The sequence below is a fragment of the Sinorhizobium chiapasense genome, from assembly GCF_036488675.1.
GTDB lineage: Bacteria > Pseudomonadota > Alphaproteobacteria > Rhizobiales > Rhizobiaceae > Sinorhizobium > Sinorhizobium chiapasense.
Genome location: NZ_CP133151.1, coordinates 130,415 through 147,082 on the forward strand (window position 1 = coordinate 130,415; position 16,668 = coordinate 147,082).

16 protein-coding genes are annotated in these 16,668 nt (G+C 58.0%); 10 read left to right on the forward strand and 6 right to left on the reverse strand.

Annotated features, from left to right (window positions below; all coding sequences use genetic code 11):
- The first annotated feature begins 72 nt into the window (after positions 1-72).
- The 5 genes from RB548_RS23335 (at position 73) to RB548_RS23355 (ending at position 4,640) form a co-directional block, all read left to right on the forward strand.
- On the forward strand, positions 73-1,020 hold the full coding sequence (locus tag RB548_RS23335; protein ID WP_331375674.1) for an amino acid ABC transporter permease: 948 nt from the start codon (positions 73-75) through the stop codon (positions 1,018-1,020).
- Positions 1,017-1,814 (forward strand): amino acid ABC transporter ATP-binding protein, encoded by a 798-nt coding sequence (locus RB548_RS23340; protein WP_331375675.1) that lies wholly within the window; start codon positions 1,017-1,019, stop codon positions 1,812-1,814. Before RB548_RS23335 ends, RB548_RS23340 begins: the two co-directional genes overlap by 4 nt.
- Before the next feature lie 38 nt (positions 1,815-1,852).
- Complete coding sequence (locus RB548_RS23345; RefSeq protein WP_331375676.1) at positions 1,853-3,073, forward strand: MalY/PatB family protein; 1,221 nt, start codon at positions 1,853-1,855, stop codon at positions 3,071-3,073.
- A gap of 145 nt (positions 3,074-3,218) precedes the next feature.
- Positions 3,219-3,638 (forward strand): RidA family protein, encoded by a 420-nt coding sequence (locus RB548_RS23350; RefSeq protein WP_331375677.1) that lies wholly within the window; start codon positions 3,219-3,221, stop codon positions 3,636-3,638.
- Positions 3,639-3,668: 30 nt separating this feature from the next.
- The gene (locus RB548_RS23355) at positions 3,669-4,640 is read left to right on the forward strand and encodes a 1-aminocyclopropane-1-carboxylate deaminase/D-cysteine desulfhydrase (protein ID WP_331375678.1); all 972 of its coding nucleotides are present in this window, start codon (positions 3,669-3,671) and stop codon (positions 4,638-4,640) included.
- Between the two features lie 387 nt (positions 4,641-5,027).
- On the opposite strand, the gene RB548_RS23360 is transcribed toward RB548_RS23355, so the two are convergent.
- A complete protein-coding gene (locus RB548_RS23360; RefSeq protein ID WP_331375679.1) occupies positions 5,028-5,798 on the reverse strand; it encodes a helix-turn-helix transcriptional regulator in 771 nt (256 codons plus the stop codon).
- Between the two features lie 421 nt (positions 5,799-6,219).
- Between RB548_RS23360 and RB548_RS23365 the strand changes: the two genes are divergently transcribed.
- The 4 genes from RB548_RS23365 to RB548_RS23380 all read left to right on the forward strand — a co-directional run bounded on the left by RB548_RS23365 (position 6,220) and on the right by RB548_RS23380 (position 10,291).
- The gene (locus RB548_RS23365; RefSeq protein ID WP_331375680.1) at positions 6,220-7,044 is read left to right on the forward strand and encodes an AraC family transcriptional regulator; all 825 of its coding nucleotides are present in this window, start codon (positions 6,220-6,222) and stop codon (positions 7,042-7,044) included.
- Positions 7,045-7,365: 321 nt separating this feature from the next.
- Complete coding sequence (locus RB548_RS23370) at positions 7,366-8,094, forward strand: siderophore-interacting protein (RefSeq protein ID WP_331375681.1); 729 nt, start codon at positions 7,366-7,368, stop codon at positions 8,092-8,094.
- A gap of 622 nt (positions 8,095-8,716) precedes the next feature.
- Positions 8,717-9,922 (forward strand): MFS transporter, encoded by a 1,206-nt coding sequence (locus RB548_RS23375; RefSeq protein ID WP_331375682.1) that lies wholly within the window; start codon positions 8,717-8,719, stop codon positions 9,920-9,922.
- A gap of 72 nt (positions 9,923-9,994) precedes the next feature.
- The gene (locus tag RB548_RS23380) at positions 9,995-10,291 is read left to right on the forward strand and encodes a hypothetical protein (RefSeq protein WP_331375683.1); all 297 of its coding nucleotides are present in this window, start codon (positions 9,995-9,997) and stop codon (positions 10,289-10,291) included.
- 64 nt (positions 10,292-10,355) lie between these two features.
- Here the strand turns inward: RB548_RS23380 and RB548_RS23385 are convergent, their stop codons facing one another.
- Positions 10,356-11,054 (reverse strand): type 1 glutamine amidotransferase domain-containing protein, encoded by a 699-nt coding sequence (locus tag RB548_RS23385; RefSeq protein WP_331375684.1) that lies wholly within the window; start codon positions 11,052-11,054, stop codon positions 10,356-10,358.
- Between the two features lie 192 nt (positions 11,055-11,246).
- On the opposite strand from RB548_RS23385, the gene RB548_RS23390 reads away from it, so the two are divergent.
- The gene (locus tag RB548_RS23390) at positions 11,247-11,750 is read left to right on the forward strand and encodes a TetR/AcrR family transcriptional regulator (RefSeq protein ID WP_331375685.1); all 504 of its coding nucleotides are present in this window, start codon (positions 11,247-11,249) and stop codon (positions 11,748-11,750) included.
- 219 nt (positions 11,751-11,969) lie between these two features.
- Here the strand turns inward: RB548_RS23390 and RB548_RS23395 are convergent, their stop codons facing one another.
- The 4 genes from RB548_RS23395 to RB548_RS23410 are packed head-to-tail and all read right to left on the reverse strand — an operon-like array spanning position 11,970 to position 16,596.
- Positions 11,970-13,019 carry an ABC transporter ATP-binding protein gene (locus RB548_RS23395; protein WP_331375686.1) on the reverse strand — a complete coding sequence of 350 codons (1,050 nt, stop codon included), beginning with the start codon at positions 13,017-13,019 and terminating at the stop codon, positions 11,970-11,972.
- Positions 13,020-13,043: 24 nt separating this feature from the next.
- Positions 13,044-14,765 (reverse strand): glycoside hydrolase family 32 protein, encoded by a 1,722-nt coding sequence (locus RB548_RS23400; protein WP_331375687.1) that lies wholly within the window; start codon positions 14,763-14,765, stop codon positions 13,044-13,046.
- 3 nt (positions 14,766-14,768) lie between these two features.
- The gene (locus RB548_RS23405) at positions 14,769-15,662 is read right to left on the reverse strand and encodes a carbohydrate ABC transporter permease (protein WP_331375688.1); all 894 of its coding nucleotides are present in this window, start codon (positions 15,660-15,662) and stop codon (positions 14,769-14,771) included.
- A complete protein-coding gene (locus RB548_RS23410) occupies positions 15,655-16,596 on the reverse strand; it encodes a carbohydrate ABC transporter permease (protein ID WP_331375689.1) in 942 nt (313 codons plus the stop codon). Before RB548_RS23410 ends, RB548_RS23405 begins: the two co-directional genes overlap by 8 nt.
- Positions 16,597-16,668: the final 72 nt, after the last annotated feature.

Genomic DNA, 16,668 nt, shown 5'->3' on the forward strand with positions numbered 1-16,668 from the left:
GGGAGATCAGGCAATTCCGCCGCAACCCGTTTGCGAAAAGTCATGATATCACCCTAAGAAGGAATCGAGGACTTGAACGTTCTCCCCCTCAAAGACGATAGCGTCGCTGCCAAGCACACGACACAGTTCAAGGTGGTGCCTCTCCGTCATCCCTGGCGCTGGACGGCTGCTGCTTTGGTCGCAATTCTCATGCTTTTGCTCATGCAGGCAGTCGTCAGTAATCCCAACCTTCAGTGGCCCGTCGTAGCCTCCTACATCCTGAACCCGATTATCTTGCAGGGCCTATGGATAACTGTTGGCTTGACCCTGGCCATCATGTTTTTTGCCAGCGTCATTGGCATGATCGTTGCCTTAATGATGCTTTCGCCGAGCAAAATGCTGTCACTCCCAGCCGCAGGGTTTATCTGGTGGTTCCGGGGCACACCGGCGCTCGTCCAGCTTATCCTGTGGTACAATCTGTCGCTCATCTTCAAAGACATTACACTCTGGTTGCCGGGACTTGGTACCGTCTTTTCGATTCCCACGAACACGGTCATGACACCGTTGGTAGCGGCGGTCGTTGCACTGTCCCTCCATGAAGCGGGGTATATGGCGGAGATCATCCGAAACGGATTGAAATCAGTGAGCCGTGGCCAGACCGAAGCGGCTCTGTGTCTTGGGATGAAACCGTCTCTGCTGCTGCGAAGGATTGTTATCCCTCAAGCGATGCGCGTCATCATTCCCCCGACCGGAAACGAGACGATCAATCTGCTCAAAACGACGTCCCTCGTCAGTATCATTGCCGTCGGCGACCTTTTGTACTCGGCGCAGGCGATTTATGCCCGGACGTTCGAAACCATCCCGCTCTTGCTCGTCGCCACGTTCTGGTACCTCGTTGTCGTCTCCATCATGACCGTTGGCCAAGGCTATCTGGAACGTCACTATTCCAGAGATGAAGCCGGACACGACTCCGCTCCGGGTGGTTTGTCGCGGCTGGGTTTGATCCTCACTATGCGTGAAAAATGGAGAGGTGCACAATGAAGACCAGTCATTTTGAACGGTTCGGTGTCTCTCCCTCCGTCATGATACACGCGTCAGATGTCAGAAAATCCTACGGCAGCTATGAAGTACTCAAGGGCGTGAATGTGTCGGTGCCGAACGGATCGGTCGCCTGCATTATCGGCCCGTCCGGCTCCGGTAAAAGCACATTTCTCAGGTGCATCAATCATCTTGAGGAGATCAACGGTGGACTGCTGCTGGTCGATGGGGACTTCGTTGGGTACCGGTTGAAAGACGACAAGCTCCATGAACTGAGGGCGTCGCAGATTTGTGCACGGCGTGCCGAAATCGGCATGGTCTTCCAGCACTTCAATCTGTTCCCGCACATGACCGTGCTGGAAAACCTCATCGAAGCCCCGGTCCGCGTGCGTGGTGAGAAGCGGGCCGAAGCGCGGCAGCACGCCTTGGAGCTCCTGCGCCGAGTAGGGCTGGCGGAAAAGGCTTCCGCCTTTCCCAGACAACTGTCCGGCGGCCAGCAGCAACGAGTTGCGATTGCGCGAGCTCTTGCCATGCGCCCGAAGGTGTTGCTGTTCGATGAGCCGACCTCGGCGCTCGATCCAGAACTCGTCGGTGAAGTCCTTTCGGTCATGAAAGACCTCGCGCGCGACGGCATGACGATGGTCGTGGTCACGCATGAAATCGGGTTTGCTCGTGAAGTCGCCGACCAGTTGATTTTCATGGATGGGGGAACCGTCATGGAACAGGGCGATCCGCGCGAGATGATCGCTAACCCGAAGTCGCCCCGAACGCGCGAGTTCCTGGCCAAAGTCCTCTAGCCGCGCTGCAACGACCAGACAGATAATCGGAGAAAATTATGCACGATTTGCACCGGGCGCCGGCTGACGCCGCCGCGGAAACGACCAACTTTGACGAAGTCCTCGACCGCTCGACCCTGAGCACCGTCAAATGGGAAATGGAAATTGATCGTACCGGAAACAAATCCCTGCTCGGCTTCGGTACCGCAGATATGGACTTCCGGTCGCCCAAGCCAATTGCAGCGGCTCTTGAGCGCACCGCACGGCTTGGCCATTTCGGGTACCCCTACAAGCCAAACAGCTACTACGATGCGCTGATCGGCTTCTATAAGAGGCATTTCGGGTGGGAGATCAGGCGCGAGTGGATCGCCCACAATGTTGGCATCTACCCCTCCATGCGACCCTTGATCGATCGCCTGAGTGTCGAGGGCGACGAGATCATCTACCAGTCGCCGGTCCACTTCCAGTTCAGGAATATAGTGGCCGCCGCCGGTCGCGTGCCGGTCGCAAACCCTCTGATGCTACGCAATGGCCGTTATGAGTTCGACTTCGATCAGCTATCCCGCTGCGTAAGCAGTCGCACAAGACTGCTCTTGCTTTGCAACCCTCACAACCCTGTCGGGCGGGTATGGTCGCGAGAAGAATTGGCGCGGCTTGCGGAATTTTGCCAGCAGCACAACATCGTTGTTGTTTCCGACGAGGTCTATTGCGGCCTGCTGCATGAAGGCGCTCACTTTACTCCTTTCGCGAGCGTTTCATCAGAGGCGCTCATGAATTCGGTGAGCCTGCTTTCCGCCAGCAAGATGTTTAATCTGACCGGACTGAAGCACTCTCAGGTCATTGCCGCCAATCCTCGGCTCATGCATGAGTATCTCGAGGGGTTGAAGCGCGATACCTCCGGCTACGGCGGCTCTCTATTCGGCCACGCCGCGACCGAGGTGGCATACCGGGATTGCGATGGGTGGCTGGGCGATCTCATGAGGTATGTTGCCGGAAACTATGCCTTTGCCGAGGCTTTCTTCAAGGAAAGACTTCCGCGTATTCGCGTGCGTCCGACGGAATCCACCTACTTCATGTGGCTTGACCTGTCGGATTACGGCATGTCGCACCAGGAAATGCTCGACTTGTTCGAAACACGGCACGGCCTCGTTCTCAACTATGGTGAAGACTATGGGCCCGGCGGTGAAGGACATATCCGCCTGAATATCGGCACCCCAAAGTCTGTTCTTGCTCAAGGACTCGAGCGAATGGCGGAGGCATTGTCCAGCCACGAAAGATGATCGTGGCATTCCAAGTCTAGCCGCCCTGATAGCTATCACTCAACGATATGTCGGCGCGAACATGTGCCGACACGCAATCCGTTCGAATTCGATATGCCGTAATGCATTGCGTAAGACGCGCATCTCCAACTCTTGCGAGGAAGCCATGGAAATCTCAACCCCTAACGCACCCGCAGCTGTCGGTCCCTACAGCCAGGCGAGACGCCATGGAAATCTGCTTTTCGTTTCAGGCCAACTGCCTCTTGACCCCGTGACAGGGACCATGGCGAGCGAGGCGGAAGCGCAGATGCGCCAGGTGCTGGCAAATATTGAAGCGATTGTGACTGCGGCGGGGGCAAAGATGTCCGATGTCCTGAAGACGACCGTGCTCGTGACCGATCTTTCGAAGTTCAAGCAGTTGAACGAGATTTATGCTGCGGCGTTCTCGAAGCCCTGTCCAGCACGAGCGACCTATCAGGTGGCGGCGTTGCCGATGGGCGCTCAAGTTGAAATCGAGGCAATCGCCGTCATTCCAGGTGAAACGGATCATGCTTGTAAGGGGTCCTGCGCCGCGGCGGCCTTGTAATGAAAACGCATCCCCTCAGAGGTTAGCGCGATGACAGATCAAGTTGATTTGGTCCCACTTGGCTTCTTCCCAACCCCGATCGACAACTGGGAAAACCTTGGGCGTGAACTCGGCATTTCGCTCAGCGCGAAGCGGGACGATCTTTCCGGCCTGGGCGGCGGCGGAAACAAAATTAGAAAGCTCCAGTATTTTCTCGCCGAAGCCAAAGCTGAAAAGGCAACCATCCTCATCACGGCGGGGGCCGCGCAATCAAACCATGTTCGGCAAACTGCGGCTGTCGCCAGGAAACATGGCATGCGGTCTTTAGCCCTGCTTCGCGGGCAATTGCCGCCGAACCCCTCGGGAAACCTGCTTCTCGATGAACTTTTGGGCGCGGAGTTGGAATTTCACGATCGTGACGACTTCAACGCCATCGTCGTGGACCTTATGCTGGAGCGCAAGGCAGAACTGGAGGCCTCAGGCGAGCGTGCCTATGTCATCCCGATTGGCGGTTCGAGTCCCTTGGGAGCGCTTGGTTACGTGGAGTGCGCCAAAGAGCTGCGAGAGCAGTTCGATGCGCAACGACAAAGACATCCGGACTACATCGTCGTCGCAATGGGCTCGGGTGGCACGTTCGCGGGCCTTGTCGCAGGATGCGCGCGATATCTGCCCAACACTCAGGTTCTCGGCATCGTTATTACGACTGCGTCCTTTGCATCGCGCGAATGCGCGGCCTCGTTGGCAAATGACACTGCTCGCCTTGCCGGTGTCGATCGGCGCTGGGATGCGGAAGATTTGTTGCTGAATTATGATCATATCGGACCGGAATACGGGATCGCCAGCAAAGAAGGAAATGCTGCAATCCGCAAGGTGGCAGAAGCCGAAGGGGTTTTTCTGGATCCTACATATACGGGAAAGGTCTTCGCTGGTTTGATCGCATCCCTCGGGGCGACGATCCCGGCAGGCAGTGATGTGATTTTCGTGCATACAGGGGGAAGCCCAGCCCTTTTCGCACGGGGTTAACCCGCTAATTCCATCCGAAGTGGAACGTTTTCGGCACGTCGATCTTACTGCGATCGCCAGCAATCACAGTCCCATCCAAACGCGCGCCTTGCGTTGCATTTCCAGCTTCCGTCACACACCTGCCACTCCCTAACTGGCCATTTCATCTGCAGCAGGATGACCCTCCGTGCAGACGGTCAACCCGTAAGGCAGGTGCGCTGAAGGAACACCGGGTCTGCCATCCGCCAACGGGTTCGCAAGAGGTTTACTGCAGCTTTTTCGCAGGTCGGCGGCAGAAACTATGACCGAGCGCCGACACAGCGACACAAATCTTTGGAGTTGCTGCACAAATCGAGCCGGCACTCGGGTGAGATGTTGGAAGCGTGTGCTCATATAAACCGGGGCGGCTCAATTGAAGAACCGGCCGGGTGTTGTTCCGAACGTTTCGCGGAACGCTGCTACAAAACTGGAGGCGGACTCGTAACCGACATCCAGGGCGACATTGGTCACAGCTTCTCCGTAGGCCAGAAGTTCAAGTGCCGCCAGCAAGCGGAGCCGTTGACGCCAGGCACCGAACGCAAGATGGGTTTCCCGCACGAAAATGCGCTCGACGGTTCTTGAACTCGCGCCCACTCGTGCAGCCAATGAGGCGAGTGGTTCGCGACTTGAGGGATCGCGCTTGAGGATTTCCACTATCCGCAAACCCCGTGGATCAGTGGGAACAGGAAGATCGACAGGCGAGCGGTCGAGCGTCGCGATTTGGTCGAGCAAAACCTCGCAAAGCCGAGCTTCCTTCGAACCTGACTGGTAATCCCACGACAGACCCGCGCACGACGAGATCAACTCACGTACGAGCGGCGTCACCTCCACTACAACACACGACGATGAGGTCGGTGCACAAATAGCCTTTGGGTCGATGTAAAGAACGCGGATTTCGGCTGCTCTCGCCACGCTCAATTTGTGGTCAGTATTTGCGCATATCCACAAGGCCCGGGTGGGAGGAAGCACCCATCTGCTGGCTTGTGTCGATACGTGAATCACACCTTTTATTGCGTAAATCAGTTGGTGGCGCCGGTGATTGTGGAAAGATGCTTCTCTCGAGGACCAGGTTTCGACTCGGCCTACGACAGGAGCGGAAGCGAAGTCAGGATCGGAGTCGTTTTGACGAGAGCGCAACATAGGAGCAGATTATATCGATAAATCGTCGCGCGATCCAGTTCGACAAACATCCGCTCTGAGGCCACGGGCGGGAGGCGTCGATCGCGACTCCGGCCGGGGCGGTGTCGCGTCATCAATAAATATTGGCCGTCGGCAGATATTGCCTCGCTGGATCGGCTGATATTCTGGCCCCCAGTTCCGCACGAGAGACGCAACGCGCCCGCCCCGACATTGTCGCAAAGGCGGGATTCGGCGCCTACTGCGCAGCCATGGATTGTATCGCAGCCTGGGCACCTGGTTTCGGCGCTGCCAAGTTGCAGCCTTAACAGGTGTTTGCACGTGGCCCGAAACCGCGGAGAGGACGGAACAGATTATCCTACCGACTTCGTTTCCTTTTCGCACCCGTTAGAGCCAGGCACGGGGCAAATCAAAGAGTGTCATGATGGACTATGATCGCACGATATCAGCGTCGAACACGACACTCGAAATGCTCGGTGATGGCGATGAGGCTCTTGGCGACCAGCGTGTCATGTTTCGATCGCATCGTTACCCGTCGGCGCACGCTGTTACCCGCCATCTCCACTCCCGTATCCAACTTGTTTGCGTCTTTGCCGGTGTGGTCCTCGTAGAAACAGACGGCCGGCGCCTCATGACGCCGCCCGGTCATGGCTTCGTTCTGCCTGCTGGGCTGCCACATTCTCAGATCGTCCTGAGCGACGTAATGATGGTTTCCGTCTATTTGAATCCGACAGAGGGCGTTGGGCGGCAAGAGCCCTTTGTTTTTGAAGTGACGGATCTTGCTCGTAGCCTCTTGCTGGAAGCCGTCAAGCTGAAGGAAACTGCCGTCGCAAACACAAGGTCTTGTCTAGTGCAAGAACTTCTGCTCGAAGAGATCACGAATCTGGAAGAGAAACATCTCGTGCTCTCGTTCCCGTCAGATATGAGGCTGGAAGGCCTATGCCGTGGCTTCTTGGAAGCTCCAACGCCTAACGATCATATTAATGATTGGGCCGGGAAGCTCGGGATGAGCCGCAGAGCCTTCACGCGTTTTTTCCGCCGAGAGACTGGCGTAAGCTTTCTGAAATGGCGCCAACAGGCGATAGTGTTTTCAAGCTTACCCCGTCTTTCAGCGGGGCAGTCGCTGACATCTGTCGCGCTCGAAGCGGGCTACGGGAATATTGGCGCCTTCACCACCATGTTCCGTCGGGTCATGGGTCTTCCCCCAAAACAGTATGCCGAAAAGGGCAGGTCCTTTGCTAAGCGCTGACCACGTCAAACACGCAGGCTAAGGGTCCGGCGATGGACGTAATGTGGGTTTTGCGAAAGACGGATCCTCATTCGGCGAAAGGGTGCAAGATGTAGCGGGCCTAATGTTTTTTGTAGGGCAACGAGGTTCGTCAAGAAGCACAGCGTTTCGCCGCCGCCACAAGCTCAACGATGCTGAGCCAGAAAAACTCATAACCAGTTGGGCGATGTCAGGATATCGCTAGAGGCTGTCCGTTCCTCAATATCGGCCGCCGCGCAAGTCCTTTAAACTTCTCCAGAACGCCTGGTAAATGTAGGACAATAGCGACGAGGCCGTGCGGATATGAACAAAGCGGATGTAAATCCCCCCTACGATGTCTTCAGTGTAACTGTAAAAAAAGCCACGTTGATAACCCCACTCTTGAAGCGCATAACGGTGGATGCGCAGAACGTGTCGGGGCTGCGACCAGATTTGCCCGGTCAATACATAAAAGTCTTCGTTCGAGACTCCGATGGGTTCCGGCACGCTGGGCGCGCTTATACTGTTAGGCGATTCAATCCGAGGACGAGTGAACTTGAACTCGACTTCGTCTTGCACGGCGAAGAGGGCAACATATCCAGGTGGGCGTCCCGAGCAGAATCAGGCGATATATTGGAAATAAGCAGGCCGAACGCGCGGAGCGGAATCTCAATTAATCCGGAAATCAGGAACTACTTCCTTTTCGCCGACGAGACCGGTTTGCCAGCTGTTTCGGCCATCGTGGAGGCGCTTCCTACAACAGCGGAAGCGCGAGTGTTCATTGAGATCGCGAATGCTGAAGAGATGCAGTCCGTTAGCGCAGAGGCGGCAATTTCAGTGCGCTGGCTCTGCCGCGAGCTCGGCGAGATACTGGTTGATGCTGCTAAGGATCTATCCATCCCATCGGGTTCCCTGGTTTGGGTGGCGGCAGAATCAGGCCAGGTTTCGGCGATCAGGACCGAGCTAAAAAAACAACAATCGCTTGAAACCTGCGCGGTTCATGCGAGCGGGTATTGGAAGAAGGGCGTGGCGGATCATCGCGAACCTGACTGATCTATGCTGCATTGGTGCAAATCGCGGTCGTGACGATAGTGCGCGAGCGCTGCAGCACCTTTCCAAGCCCGCCGAGGAGGGGCAGCGGAGTAGTGTCGTAGACGTAGCAAGTGGCACCCGAATTTACAGAGCAGGGGCGGGCACTAACATAGCCGGGCAACCGTCCGGGTGCTTACCGCCTAGTCGATGTTGCCGTTTCAACTTGAAAGCGTCGCGATCCCGAGCCGGCTAAAACCTCTGGGAACGCCGGATGCGAGGAAGTGACCCACCGGGCGATCAAGTTTCGACTGGCCTGTCGTCGCCAACCCATGAAGATGATGACTCGCTCGACGTCGACCTGAAGGCGGCAGGTTACCTGCGCGCCCACGCCTGTTGCACCGCACTGACGCTGCCCATCGGCAACGCCGGATCGATCGTCGTGATAAGCGTTGACGTAAGTCGGAACTCGCGCATTTGCCCGTCGGCAGAATCCAGTGATGGTCATCGGGTGGGCCCGCGCATAAGCTTAAGCATGCAGATCCTGTTCTTGACGGATTAGCGACATAAGTCGGCATTATATCGAAAACCCGTTCTCCGTTCCAGAGTTAGATGGCTGGACCTCAGGAAATCAAAAGATGGGTCCATGACAGATTCGAAATTGGAGCTGGCCCGCAGGAATTCTGCGATCAACCCCGATGCTGATATGCAGTTGCGAGACAGTAAGCGCGCTACGCGGCTTTCCTTCTTCATTTCAGGCTTCGCGCTGGCGTGCTGGGCACCGATGGTGCCATACGCGCAAAGCCGCATTGACGCAGATTCTGCGACCCTGGGATCGGTGCTTCTGTGCCTTGGCCTTGGCGCGGTCGTGGGCATGCCGACTGCAGGTATAGTCTCCAACAAGGTAGGAAGCAGGCCAGTCTTGATTGCCGGGGCTGTGGGTCTAGCCACGGTGCTGCCGTTCATGGCGGCGATGGCGAACCCGATAATCCTCGCAATTGCACTTCTGCTGTTTGGTTGCTCAATTGACGCGATTGATGTCGCCACCAATATGCATGGAGCCGAAGTTCAAAATCTTGCAGGCGTGCCCCTGATGTCAGGGTTTCACGGCGTCTACAGTATTGGCGGGCTGGTCGGGGCGGCAGGAATGACTTTCCTTATCGCGGTCGGGCCCGGCGTCCTCGCCGCTTCCGCCGTGGCATCATTGGTTATGATCATTTGTATTGTTTGCGCGGTACCCGGATTTCTTAAAACGAAGCCAGCTTCCGACGGGGCGATTTTTGCGGTTCCCAGAGGAAGGGTGCTCGCGGTCGGTTTGCTTTTGATGGTCATCTTCCTAGCGGAAGGTGCGATGCTCGACTGGGGAGCCATTTTGCTGACCTCCAAGAAATTGGAAGTTTCATTTTCGGGCAGCGGCTATGCTCTCTTTGCAATCGCGATGACCGTTAGTAGATTTGTGGGGGACAAGGCGGTTGAACGCCTCGGCGAGTCCATGATGCTCGTCGTCGGCATTTCAGTGGCTGCTTTGGGTATAATCTTCGCCGCCTACGCCGAGACTGTCTCTGTGACTTTGGCAGCCATCACCATCGCAGGGCTGGCCGCGGGAAATATCGTCCCGATCCTGTTCTCGCTCGCTGCGGTACAGCGATCGATGCCGGCCCCCCAAGCAATCGCCGCGACGGGAACGCTTGGTTATGCTGGAATTTTGATCGGACCCGCACTCATCGGTCACGCCGCCGAGGTCATTGGGCTTCCAAATGCAATTGCTGGCGTTGGCATATTAGCAATCGTCGCCCTGCTTCTCATTCCAGCGATCTCATTTCGTGAATCGACCATTGCCTCCGCGCATTGAGTGATCTGATTATCCTCAGTCCTTTGCCGCGTTGGAATTGCACGGCAAAGGACCGACATTGGATCAGACTATATGGCTGGATTCGTCGATGAGGAACAACCTCTGGTGCGGCTGCTTCGCAGTGCCGACGACAGCGAAGCGGATGAGCGCGACAACAGCGACCGGCTGACCAAGATTGCCGAAAGCTTGGGATGCCGCCCTCCCAATCCGCCCATGAGAAATCTCACTTTTGATTATCGACAGGGCTTTGCGCTACGGGAAAGTTGGTCATCGAAAGCCAGTCGTATCACGCGGAAGGCAGGTCCGATCGCGCAACGTCTTCGAATATCGGCGTGGCGCCCGACAACCGTTGACACGGCGCCAATTTAGGGTCTCTTGGTGCTTGAAAGCTTCTCTTTCTGGGGCGCTCTTGAGCGCCCCAGAAGCTCAGGATTTAGCCGAGACGCTCAGCAAGGGCTTCGGCGAGCGGCACGGCAGAAGCCGGACTCTGACCCGTCATCAGGACGCCATCGATGACGACGTTCGGTTCCCAGTTCGCCTTGCTCTGGTAGTCGGCACCGCGGTTCTTGAGTTCGTCCTCGAGCGAGAACAGCAGGTGGTGGAGCAGTTCGATTTCGGTGTCTTCGGCGTTCTTGAAGCCGGTGAGGGTTATGCCCTTCACTAGGTACTGCCCATCGTCCTTTTTGATGTCGCGCAGGATCGCCGGCGCATGGCACACCATGGCGATCGGACGACCCACCTTGTGAAAGTCACGGATCAGCTTGATGGCGAAGGAGTCGGAGGCGAGATCCCACAGCAGGCCGTAACCACCGGGGAAGAAGACAGCGTCGAACGTGCTGTAGTCGATGTTGCGCAGCTTGCGGGTATTACGAGCAGCAAAGATCGCGACCGGATCGGCCAGGAAGCGGTCTGTATATTCGGTGGTAAACGGCGCCTTCATGCTGAGAAGGTCGATCGGAGCTTCGCCGCCTCGGGGAGAGGCGAACACGACCTCATGGCCGGCTTCGGTCAAAATATAGTAGGGCGCGGCGAGTTCATGAAACCACGTGCCGGTCTGCTTGCCGCTGATGCCCATTTCGTCAACCGAGGACATGACGAGGAGGATGCGCTTTTGCTTGTTGCCAGTGCTCATAGGAGCTTCCTTTCGGTTCGGTAATTGTTCTGTCTATCTAGCGATAGATAGGTGGCGATTGCTTAGCTGCTCCTTCCGCGACTTGCAAGACATATCTACCGATAGATAGGCAAATTTTGTTCGCGTTGCTTTCCGGGTTGGATTAGCCTATCTACTGATAGATCGAGAACGGCATCTAAAAGGCTATAAGAAATGAGCGAAACAACAGATGCGATAATGGACGCCGCGGAGGAGCGGATTCGCCGGGCAGGCTACAGTGGCTTTAGCTTTCGCGAGATTGCTGTCGACGTAGGCGTGAAGAGCGCCAGCGTTCACTATCATTTTCCGACTAAGGAGAAGCTCGCGGCAGCAGTCGCCCGCCGATACACGGATCGTTTTCTAGCAGCCGTCGACCACCAAATCGCCGGCGGCGACGATATCGTCGAAGCTTGGCGGCAAGTCTTTCGCGTTGCTCTACATCGCGACGGGAGAATGTGCCTGTGCGGCGCGTTGGGGGCGACGTCGCAAGATTTGGCCGGTGAAGTCAGGGAGGAAGTGAAAAGGTTCTTCCTGCTCGGAATCGACAAACTAATGGAGGCAGGATTGTCTCAAAACAGCGCGCTGCAGGTGCTCGCCACCCTCGAAGGCGCAATGCTGACGGCGAATGTTCTCGAAGACCCCTCCATGTTTGACAACGGTACCGCCGCCCTTGCCTAAACTGCCGGCCTTTCGGGAAGGGCGGCCACCTTATGCCCCTTGAATGACCGATTGGCATTGCACCGCCTCGTAAGCAGTTGCCATTCCGGCGCAATGGCGCGTCCGGCAACGCTGCGGAGCATTCGCGAGATAGCGAATCCAGAGAAGCCTAATAGTCGTTATCCAAGGCGTTGCCGTAACGCTTGCTGATACCAGGTTTCCCGGTGCGCGAAGAGCCAATCAGTTTGCGCGTAGCCCCTGCGATGTAAACAAGTGGACCCTTCTTATGTCGGGGGCGACCATGACCGTCTGGCCGGGTTGAAGATCGATCCGGTCGCGCAGCACGAGGTTTACGTCTGCCGGGCCGATCTTCGCCAGCACATGTGTTTCGGACCCGGTCGGCTCGACCACGACCACGCTGGCGGGGACACCATGCTCGCCAATCGTCAGATGTTCCGGACGGACACCGTAGACCGCCGCTGTCCCGCCTTGATAGCCATCGGGTAGTGGAAGCGCTACCCCGCCATGGGTGACAAACTGCCCATTGGCGATCGCCCCCTCGAAGAGGTTCATCGCAGGCGAGCCGATGAAGGTGGCGACGAAGGTGTTGGCGGGCCGGTCGTAAAGTTCCAACGGTTTACCGATCTGCTCGACGTTGCCGCCGCGCATGACGACGATCCGGTCGGCCATCGTCATCGCCTCTATCTGATCGTGGGTGACGTAGACCGTGGTGGTTTTCAGACGCTGATGCAGATCTTTGATCTCGGCGCGCATCGTGACGCGGAGCTTGGCGTCGAGGTTCGACAGCGGCTCGTCAAACAGGTAGACCTGCGGCTGGCGGACGATCGCTCGTCCCATTGCCACGCGCTGCCGTTGGCCACCGGAAAGCTGCTTCGGCAGGCGATCGAGCAGCGGCCCGAGCGCCAGGATGTCGGCCGCTTCGCGCACGCTCTTTTCGATCGTGGCTCTGTCCTCCTGACCCTTCAGCTTAAGCGCGAAGCCCATGTTTTCCGCGACGGTCATGTGCGGATAAAGGGCATAGTTTTGGAAGACCATGGCGATGTCACGCTCCTTCGGGGCCACGTCGTTGACGAGGCGGCCACCGATGCGGATCTCGCCGCCGCTGATGTCCTCAAGTCCCGCAAGCATGCGCAACAGGGTCGACTTGCCGCAGCCGGAAGGGCCGACGAGGGTGACGAACTCACCATCTTCGATGTTCATGGAGATATCATGAATCACCGGAACGGCGCCGTATTGTTTGCGAACCTGATCCATCGAGACGGATGCCATGAAATTTCTCCTTTTAAGTCTCTGCTAGAGCTTGAGCTGCCAGATCTTTGCGGCGGCGACGTTGCCTTTGGGCGCGCTGAGGTAGGCGGAACGAACGCCTGCAAATCCGGGCAAACGCTTGGTCCCCGTCCAGCGACCGTTATCGGCAAAGACCTCGATCGACCCCATGTCGAGAAATATGCGAAACGTCGAGGGCGTTGCTCCGGCTGCGATGTAGCGGGGCAGCAATTTGCCGTCGGGAACGTCGTAGACGATGCTCAGGCCCTCCGGATCGAGCCGGACACCGAGCTCGACGTCGGGATGGTCGAATTCGAGATCGAAGGCGGCGCCGGGGGCGGCGAGATCGATCACGATCTCAACCGCTCCGCTGGCGAGTTCCACCTTGTCTCCGGAAAGCAGTCGGCGCTTGTCGATCAAATCTTGGCGCAAGCTGTCGACCTCATCGACCGGTGGGGTCAGCAACACACCCTCATCAAGCAGTACCCGGCGGGGGAGCGTCATGGCGGTGGGAAAATCGATCCTCTTCGAAATCTCCGTCCAGTTCGCAAGCCACGCAATGCCCACGGGGCCGGAATGGTCGACGAAGGCCTGGAAGGCATAGGCGTCGGTGGCAAAATCGAGTTCCTGCTCGAATTCCTTGACGAAGGTGCTGCCGTCGAAGCGGCCGACGGTTGCAAGCGTTATGTTGCGTCGCGCCGTTGCCGGATCGCGGCTGGTGAGCAGTCCGAAGATCAGCGCCCAACGGGTTTGTGGATCGTCGGCAGGACCGCAGACCGGCACCATGCAAGGGCATTCGGCCGCCGTCATGCCGAAGCGGTTCTCGCGGTGAAGAATTCCGACGAAGCTCCAGCCAACCGCGGCGTCCGGATCGGCTGTCTCGTAGAGCAGGATCACTCCCCCCGCATGATCGCGGCTGCCGAGGAGCATCTTCCAGCGTCCGTCCGGACCTTTGATCACATAGGGGTCACGGAAATCGAGTGTCAGGCCGAGGCCGGCCGGCCGTTCCGGCAGGATGATCTCCGCCGGCCCGGAGCCGATCTGATCGCGACTGACGGCAGTCAACTGGATCTGCTCTTCCGGCTCGCGGTCTTTCACCTGCTCGGTGAAAAAAACGCGGAGGCCTGGCTCCTCTCCAGCAAGGGGAATTGCCGAGCCGGAGAAGGCGCCGCCGCGGCCGTCGGCGCGAGCCGAGAGTCCCGCCGACGGAAACAGAAACATCGGAAGGTGCTTCCAGCGGAGATAGTCATCCGAGACTGCATGGCCCCAATGCATCGTGTTCCAGCGCAGGCTGTGGGGATAGTGCTGATAGAAGAGATGAACCTTGTCGCCGAAACGGCCGAAACCGTTGGGGTCGTTCATCCAGCCGAAAGGCGGGCGGAAGTGATAGCCGCCAGGAACAAGGGGTGTCGAATTGGCCTCGCCGCTGTAAAGAACAACGATGCCTTTTTCCAAGACGTCCGTTTCCGAGAAAGCATAGACGATGGAGAGTTTGGTGGTCGTGGCGTCATAGCTAAAAGAAGTTTCGCCGGCGGTTTCGATCAGCAGCGCCCGGAACTCGAACTCCTCGGTGTTTCGCGCCGTTACCCGGCCAATTTCCTGTCCGTCCTGGCTCGCTTTCAGCTCGGCCGGCGTACCCGTATCGACTGGCTTCAGCCACGCATGGAGCGTGGTCCCGGCGGCGAGGGCAGCCTTCAGCGTTCTCAGGCTGCCGTCGAGAAGGGAAGAGGGGGGCGTATGGCCTGTCATTGATCAACCTTTCACGGCGGAACCAATAAAGGAACTCACGAACCAGCGCTGGAAGGCGAGGTAGAGAGCGAGGATCGGGATCATCATCAGGACGGACGCTGCCATGGCACGGTCCCAATAGATGCTGTCCTGACCGAAGAAGGTGGCGATCCCGACAGCGATCGGTCGGGCATAATCGGTCTGCGTTACCAGGATGGGCCAGAGATACTGGTTCCAGCTCTCGATCCCCATGAGGATCGAGACGGTGGCGAGCGCCGGCAGGCTCAAGGGCAGGAAGATCGAACGGTAGATGCGGAAGACCGAGGCGCCGTCCATTTCAGCCGCTTCGAAGAGCTCCTTCGGAAGCTGGGCGAAGAACTGGTAGAACAGGAAGATGTAAAGGGGGCTCGCGATCCAGGGGACGATCTGCACCGCAAAAGTGTCGGTCATGCCGGCCCGCGAAACCATGATGACGAGCGGCATGATGATGCTCTCCTGCGGGATCACGTAGAGAGCAATGACCAGGGACAGGACCAGCGCGCGGCCGCGCAGCGAACCCCAGGCGAGCACGAACCCCGCCATCGAATTGACGATCAGACCGGCGCCGACCGTGCAGGCGAGAATGAACAGCGAGTTCACAAGATAGCGGCCGAAGGCCAGCTCACCTGAGAGATTGCTCACCTCGGCAAAATTCGAGAGCGTCGGGTTGGAGACCCAGAAGGCCCGGAAACTTCCCATATCGGCCAGAATCTGGAAGCGGTCGTCCTTGAGGCTGGCGATCAAGAGCATGAACAGCGGCGACACGATAACGAGGGCGATCACGAGGATCGAGGCTGTCTGGACGACGCGTAGCGAACCGATCGCGGAGCGCTCGCGCTTTGCCTCTGTGTGCAGGGTGGGGATTGCGAGATCAGACATCGAAACGCCTCAGGAGCTGGCGCTGCAGGAGCGCGATGACGAGAACGATCAGGAAGAGAATGACCGACACGGCCGAAGCGTAGCCGAGCTTCTGCTCCTCGAAACCGGAGCGCACCATGTAGTGGACTACGGTCTCGGTGCTGCTTTTCGGGCCGCCTTGGGTCAGGATCGCGACCTGGGTATAGAGTTTGAACGCCTGGATTGTCGTGATGACCAGCACGAAGACGTGGGTCGGCCTCAGGCCCGGCATGGTGACGTGCCAGAAGCGCTGCAACGCGTTGGCGCCGTCGATACGGGCGGCATTATAAAGTTCGTCCGGAATGCCCTGGAGGCCGGCGAGATAGACGATCATCTGGAAGCCGTAGGCCTGCCATGCCGACAAGAGCACGATCGAGAACATCGCCCAGTTCGGGTCGCCGAGCCAGTCGATTGGCTGGATGTGACCACCGGAGAGGAAGCCGATCACCTGATTTAGGGGGCCGGTCGGATACTGGAAGAGAGTTCCCCAGATCACGCAGACGACGACCATCGAGGTGATCGCGGGCAGGAAGAACAGACCGCGGAAGAGGTTGCGGAAGGGCAGCTTCTGGTGGAGGAGCAGCGCGGTGGCGAAAGCCAGGCCGCATTGCACCGGCAGGATCCAGAAGGTGAAGCGCGAGACGTTCCAGAGAGATGTCCAGAACAGATCGTCCTTGAAGATACGCAGGAAGTTGGTGAAGCCGATGAAGCGAACGGGGGTCGGGCGCGGCACCAGCGGCTGGTTGGTCATCGCCGTCCAGAAAGACAGGAGGAACGGCACGACAAGGAAAACCGTCAGCAGGATGACCGCCGGCGCGAGCATGCCGATTTCCTGGGACAGGCGGCTCCAGTCCCGCCGTCTGGCCGGGCGCGCCGCCACTGCCATCGCCGGCAGCGCCGGTTGCTGCAAGGTCATGATCTTCTCCTCCTCACGAGATCGCGTAATCGGGAGCCGCGCGACAACAGCTGTCGGGGGGCTGTCGGGTCT

Excerpts from the sequence above, each read along its gene's own strand:
- RB548_RS23340 (WP_331375675.1), top strand. The coding sequence starts at position 1,017 with ATGAAGACCAGTCATTTTGAACGGTTCGGTGTCTCTCCCTCCGTCATG.
- RB548_RS23345 (WP_331375676.1), top strand. The coding sequence starts at position 1,853 with ATGCACGATTTGCACCGGGCGCCGGCTGACGCCGCCGCGGAAACGACC.
- RB548_RS23350 (WP_331375677.1), top strand. The coding sequence starts at position 3,219 with ATGGAAATCTCAACCCCTAACGCACCCGCAGCTGTCGGTCCCTACAGC.
- RB548_RS23355 (WP_331375678.1), top strand. The coding sequence starts at position 3,669 with ATGACAGATCAAGTTGATTTGGTCCCACTTGGCTTCTTCCCAACCCCG.
- RB548_RS23360 (WP_331375679.1), bottom strand. The coding sequence starts at position 5,798 with ATGTTGCGCTCTCGTCAAAACGACTCCGATCCTGACTTCGCTTCCGCT.
- RB548_RS23365 (WP_331375680.1), top strand. The coding sequence starts at position 6,220 with ATGGACTATGATCGCACGATATCAGCGTCGAACACGACACTCGAAATG.
- RB548_RS23370 (WP_331375681.1), top strand. The coding sequence starts at position 7,366 with ATGAACAAAGCGGATGTAAATCCCCCCTACGATGTCTTCAGTGTAACT.
- RB548_RS23375 (WP_331375682.1), top strand. The coding sequence starts at position 8,717 with ATGACAGATTCGAAATTGGAGCTGGCCCGCAGGAATTCTGCGATCAAC.
- RB548_RS23380 (WP_331375683.1), top strand. The coding sequence starts at position 9,995 with ATGGCTGGATTCGTCGATGAGGAACAACCTCTGGTGCGGCTGCTTCGC.
- RB548_RS23385 (WP_331375684.1), bottom strand. The coding sequence starts at position 11,054 with ATGAGCACTGGCAACAAGCAAAAGCGCATCCTCCTCGTCATGTCCTCG.
- RB548_RS23390 (WP_331375685.1), top strand. The coding sequence starts at position 11,247 with ATGAGCGAAACAACAGATGCGATAATGGACGCCGCGGAGGAGCGGATT.
- RB548_RS23395 (WP_331375686.1), bottom strand. The coding sequence starts at position 13,019 with ATGGCATCCGTCTCGATGGATCAGGTTCGCAAACAATACGGCGCCGTT.
- RB548_RS23400 (WP_331375687.1), bottom strand. The coding sequence starts at position 14,765 with ATGACAGGCCATACGCCCCCCTCTTCCCTTCTCGACGGCAGCCTGAGA.
- RB548_RS23405 (WP_331375688.1), bottom strand. The coding sequence starts at position 15,662 with ATGTCTGATCTCGCAATCCCCACCCTGCACACAGAGGCAAAGCGCGAG.
- RB548_RS23410 (WP_331375689.1), bottom strand. The coding sequence starts at position 16,596 with ATGACCTTGCAGCAACCGGCGCTGCCGGCGATGGCAGTGGCGGCGCGC.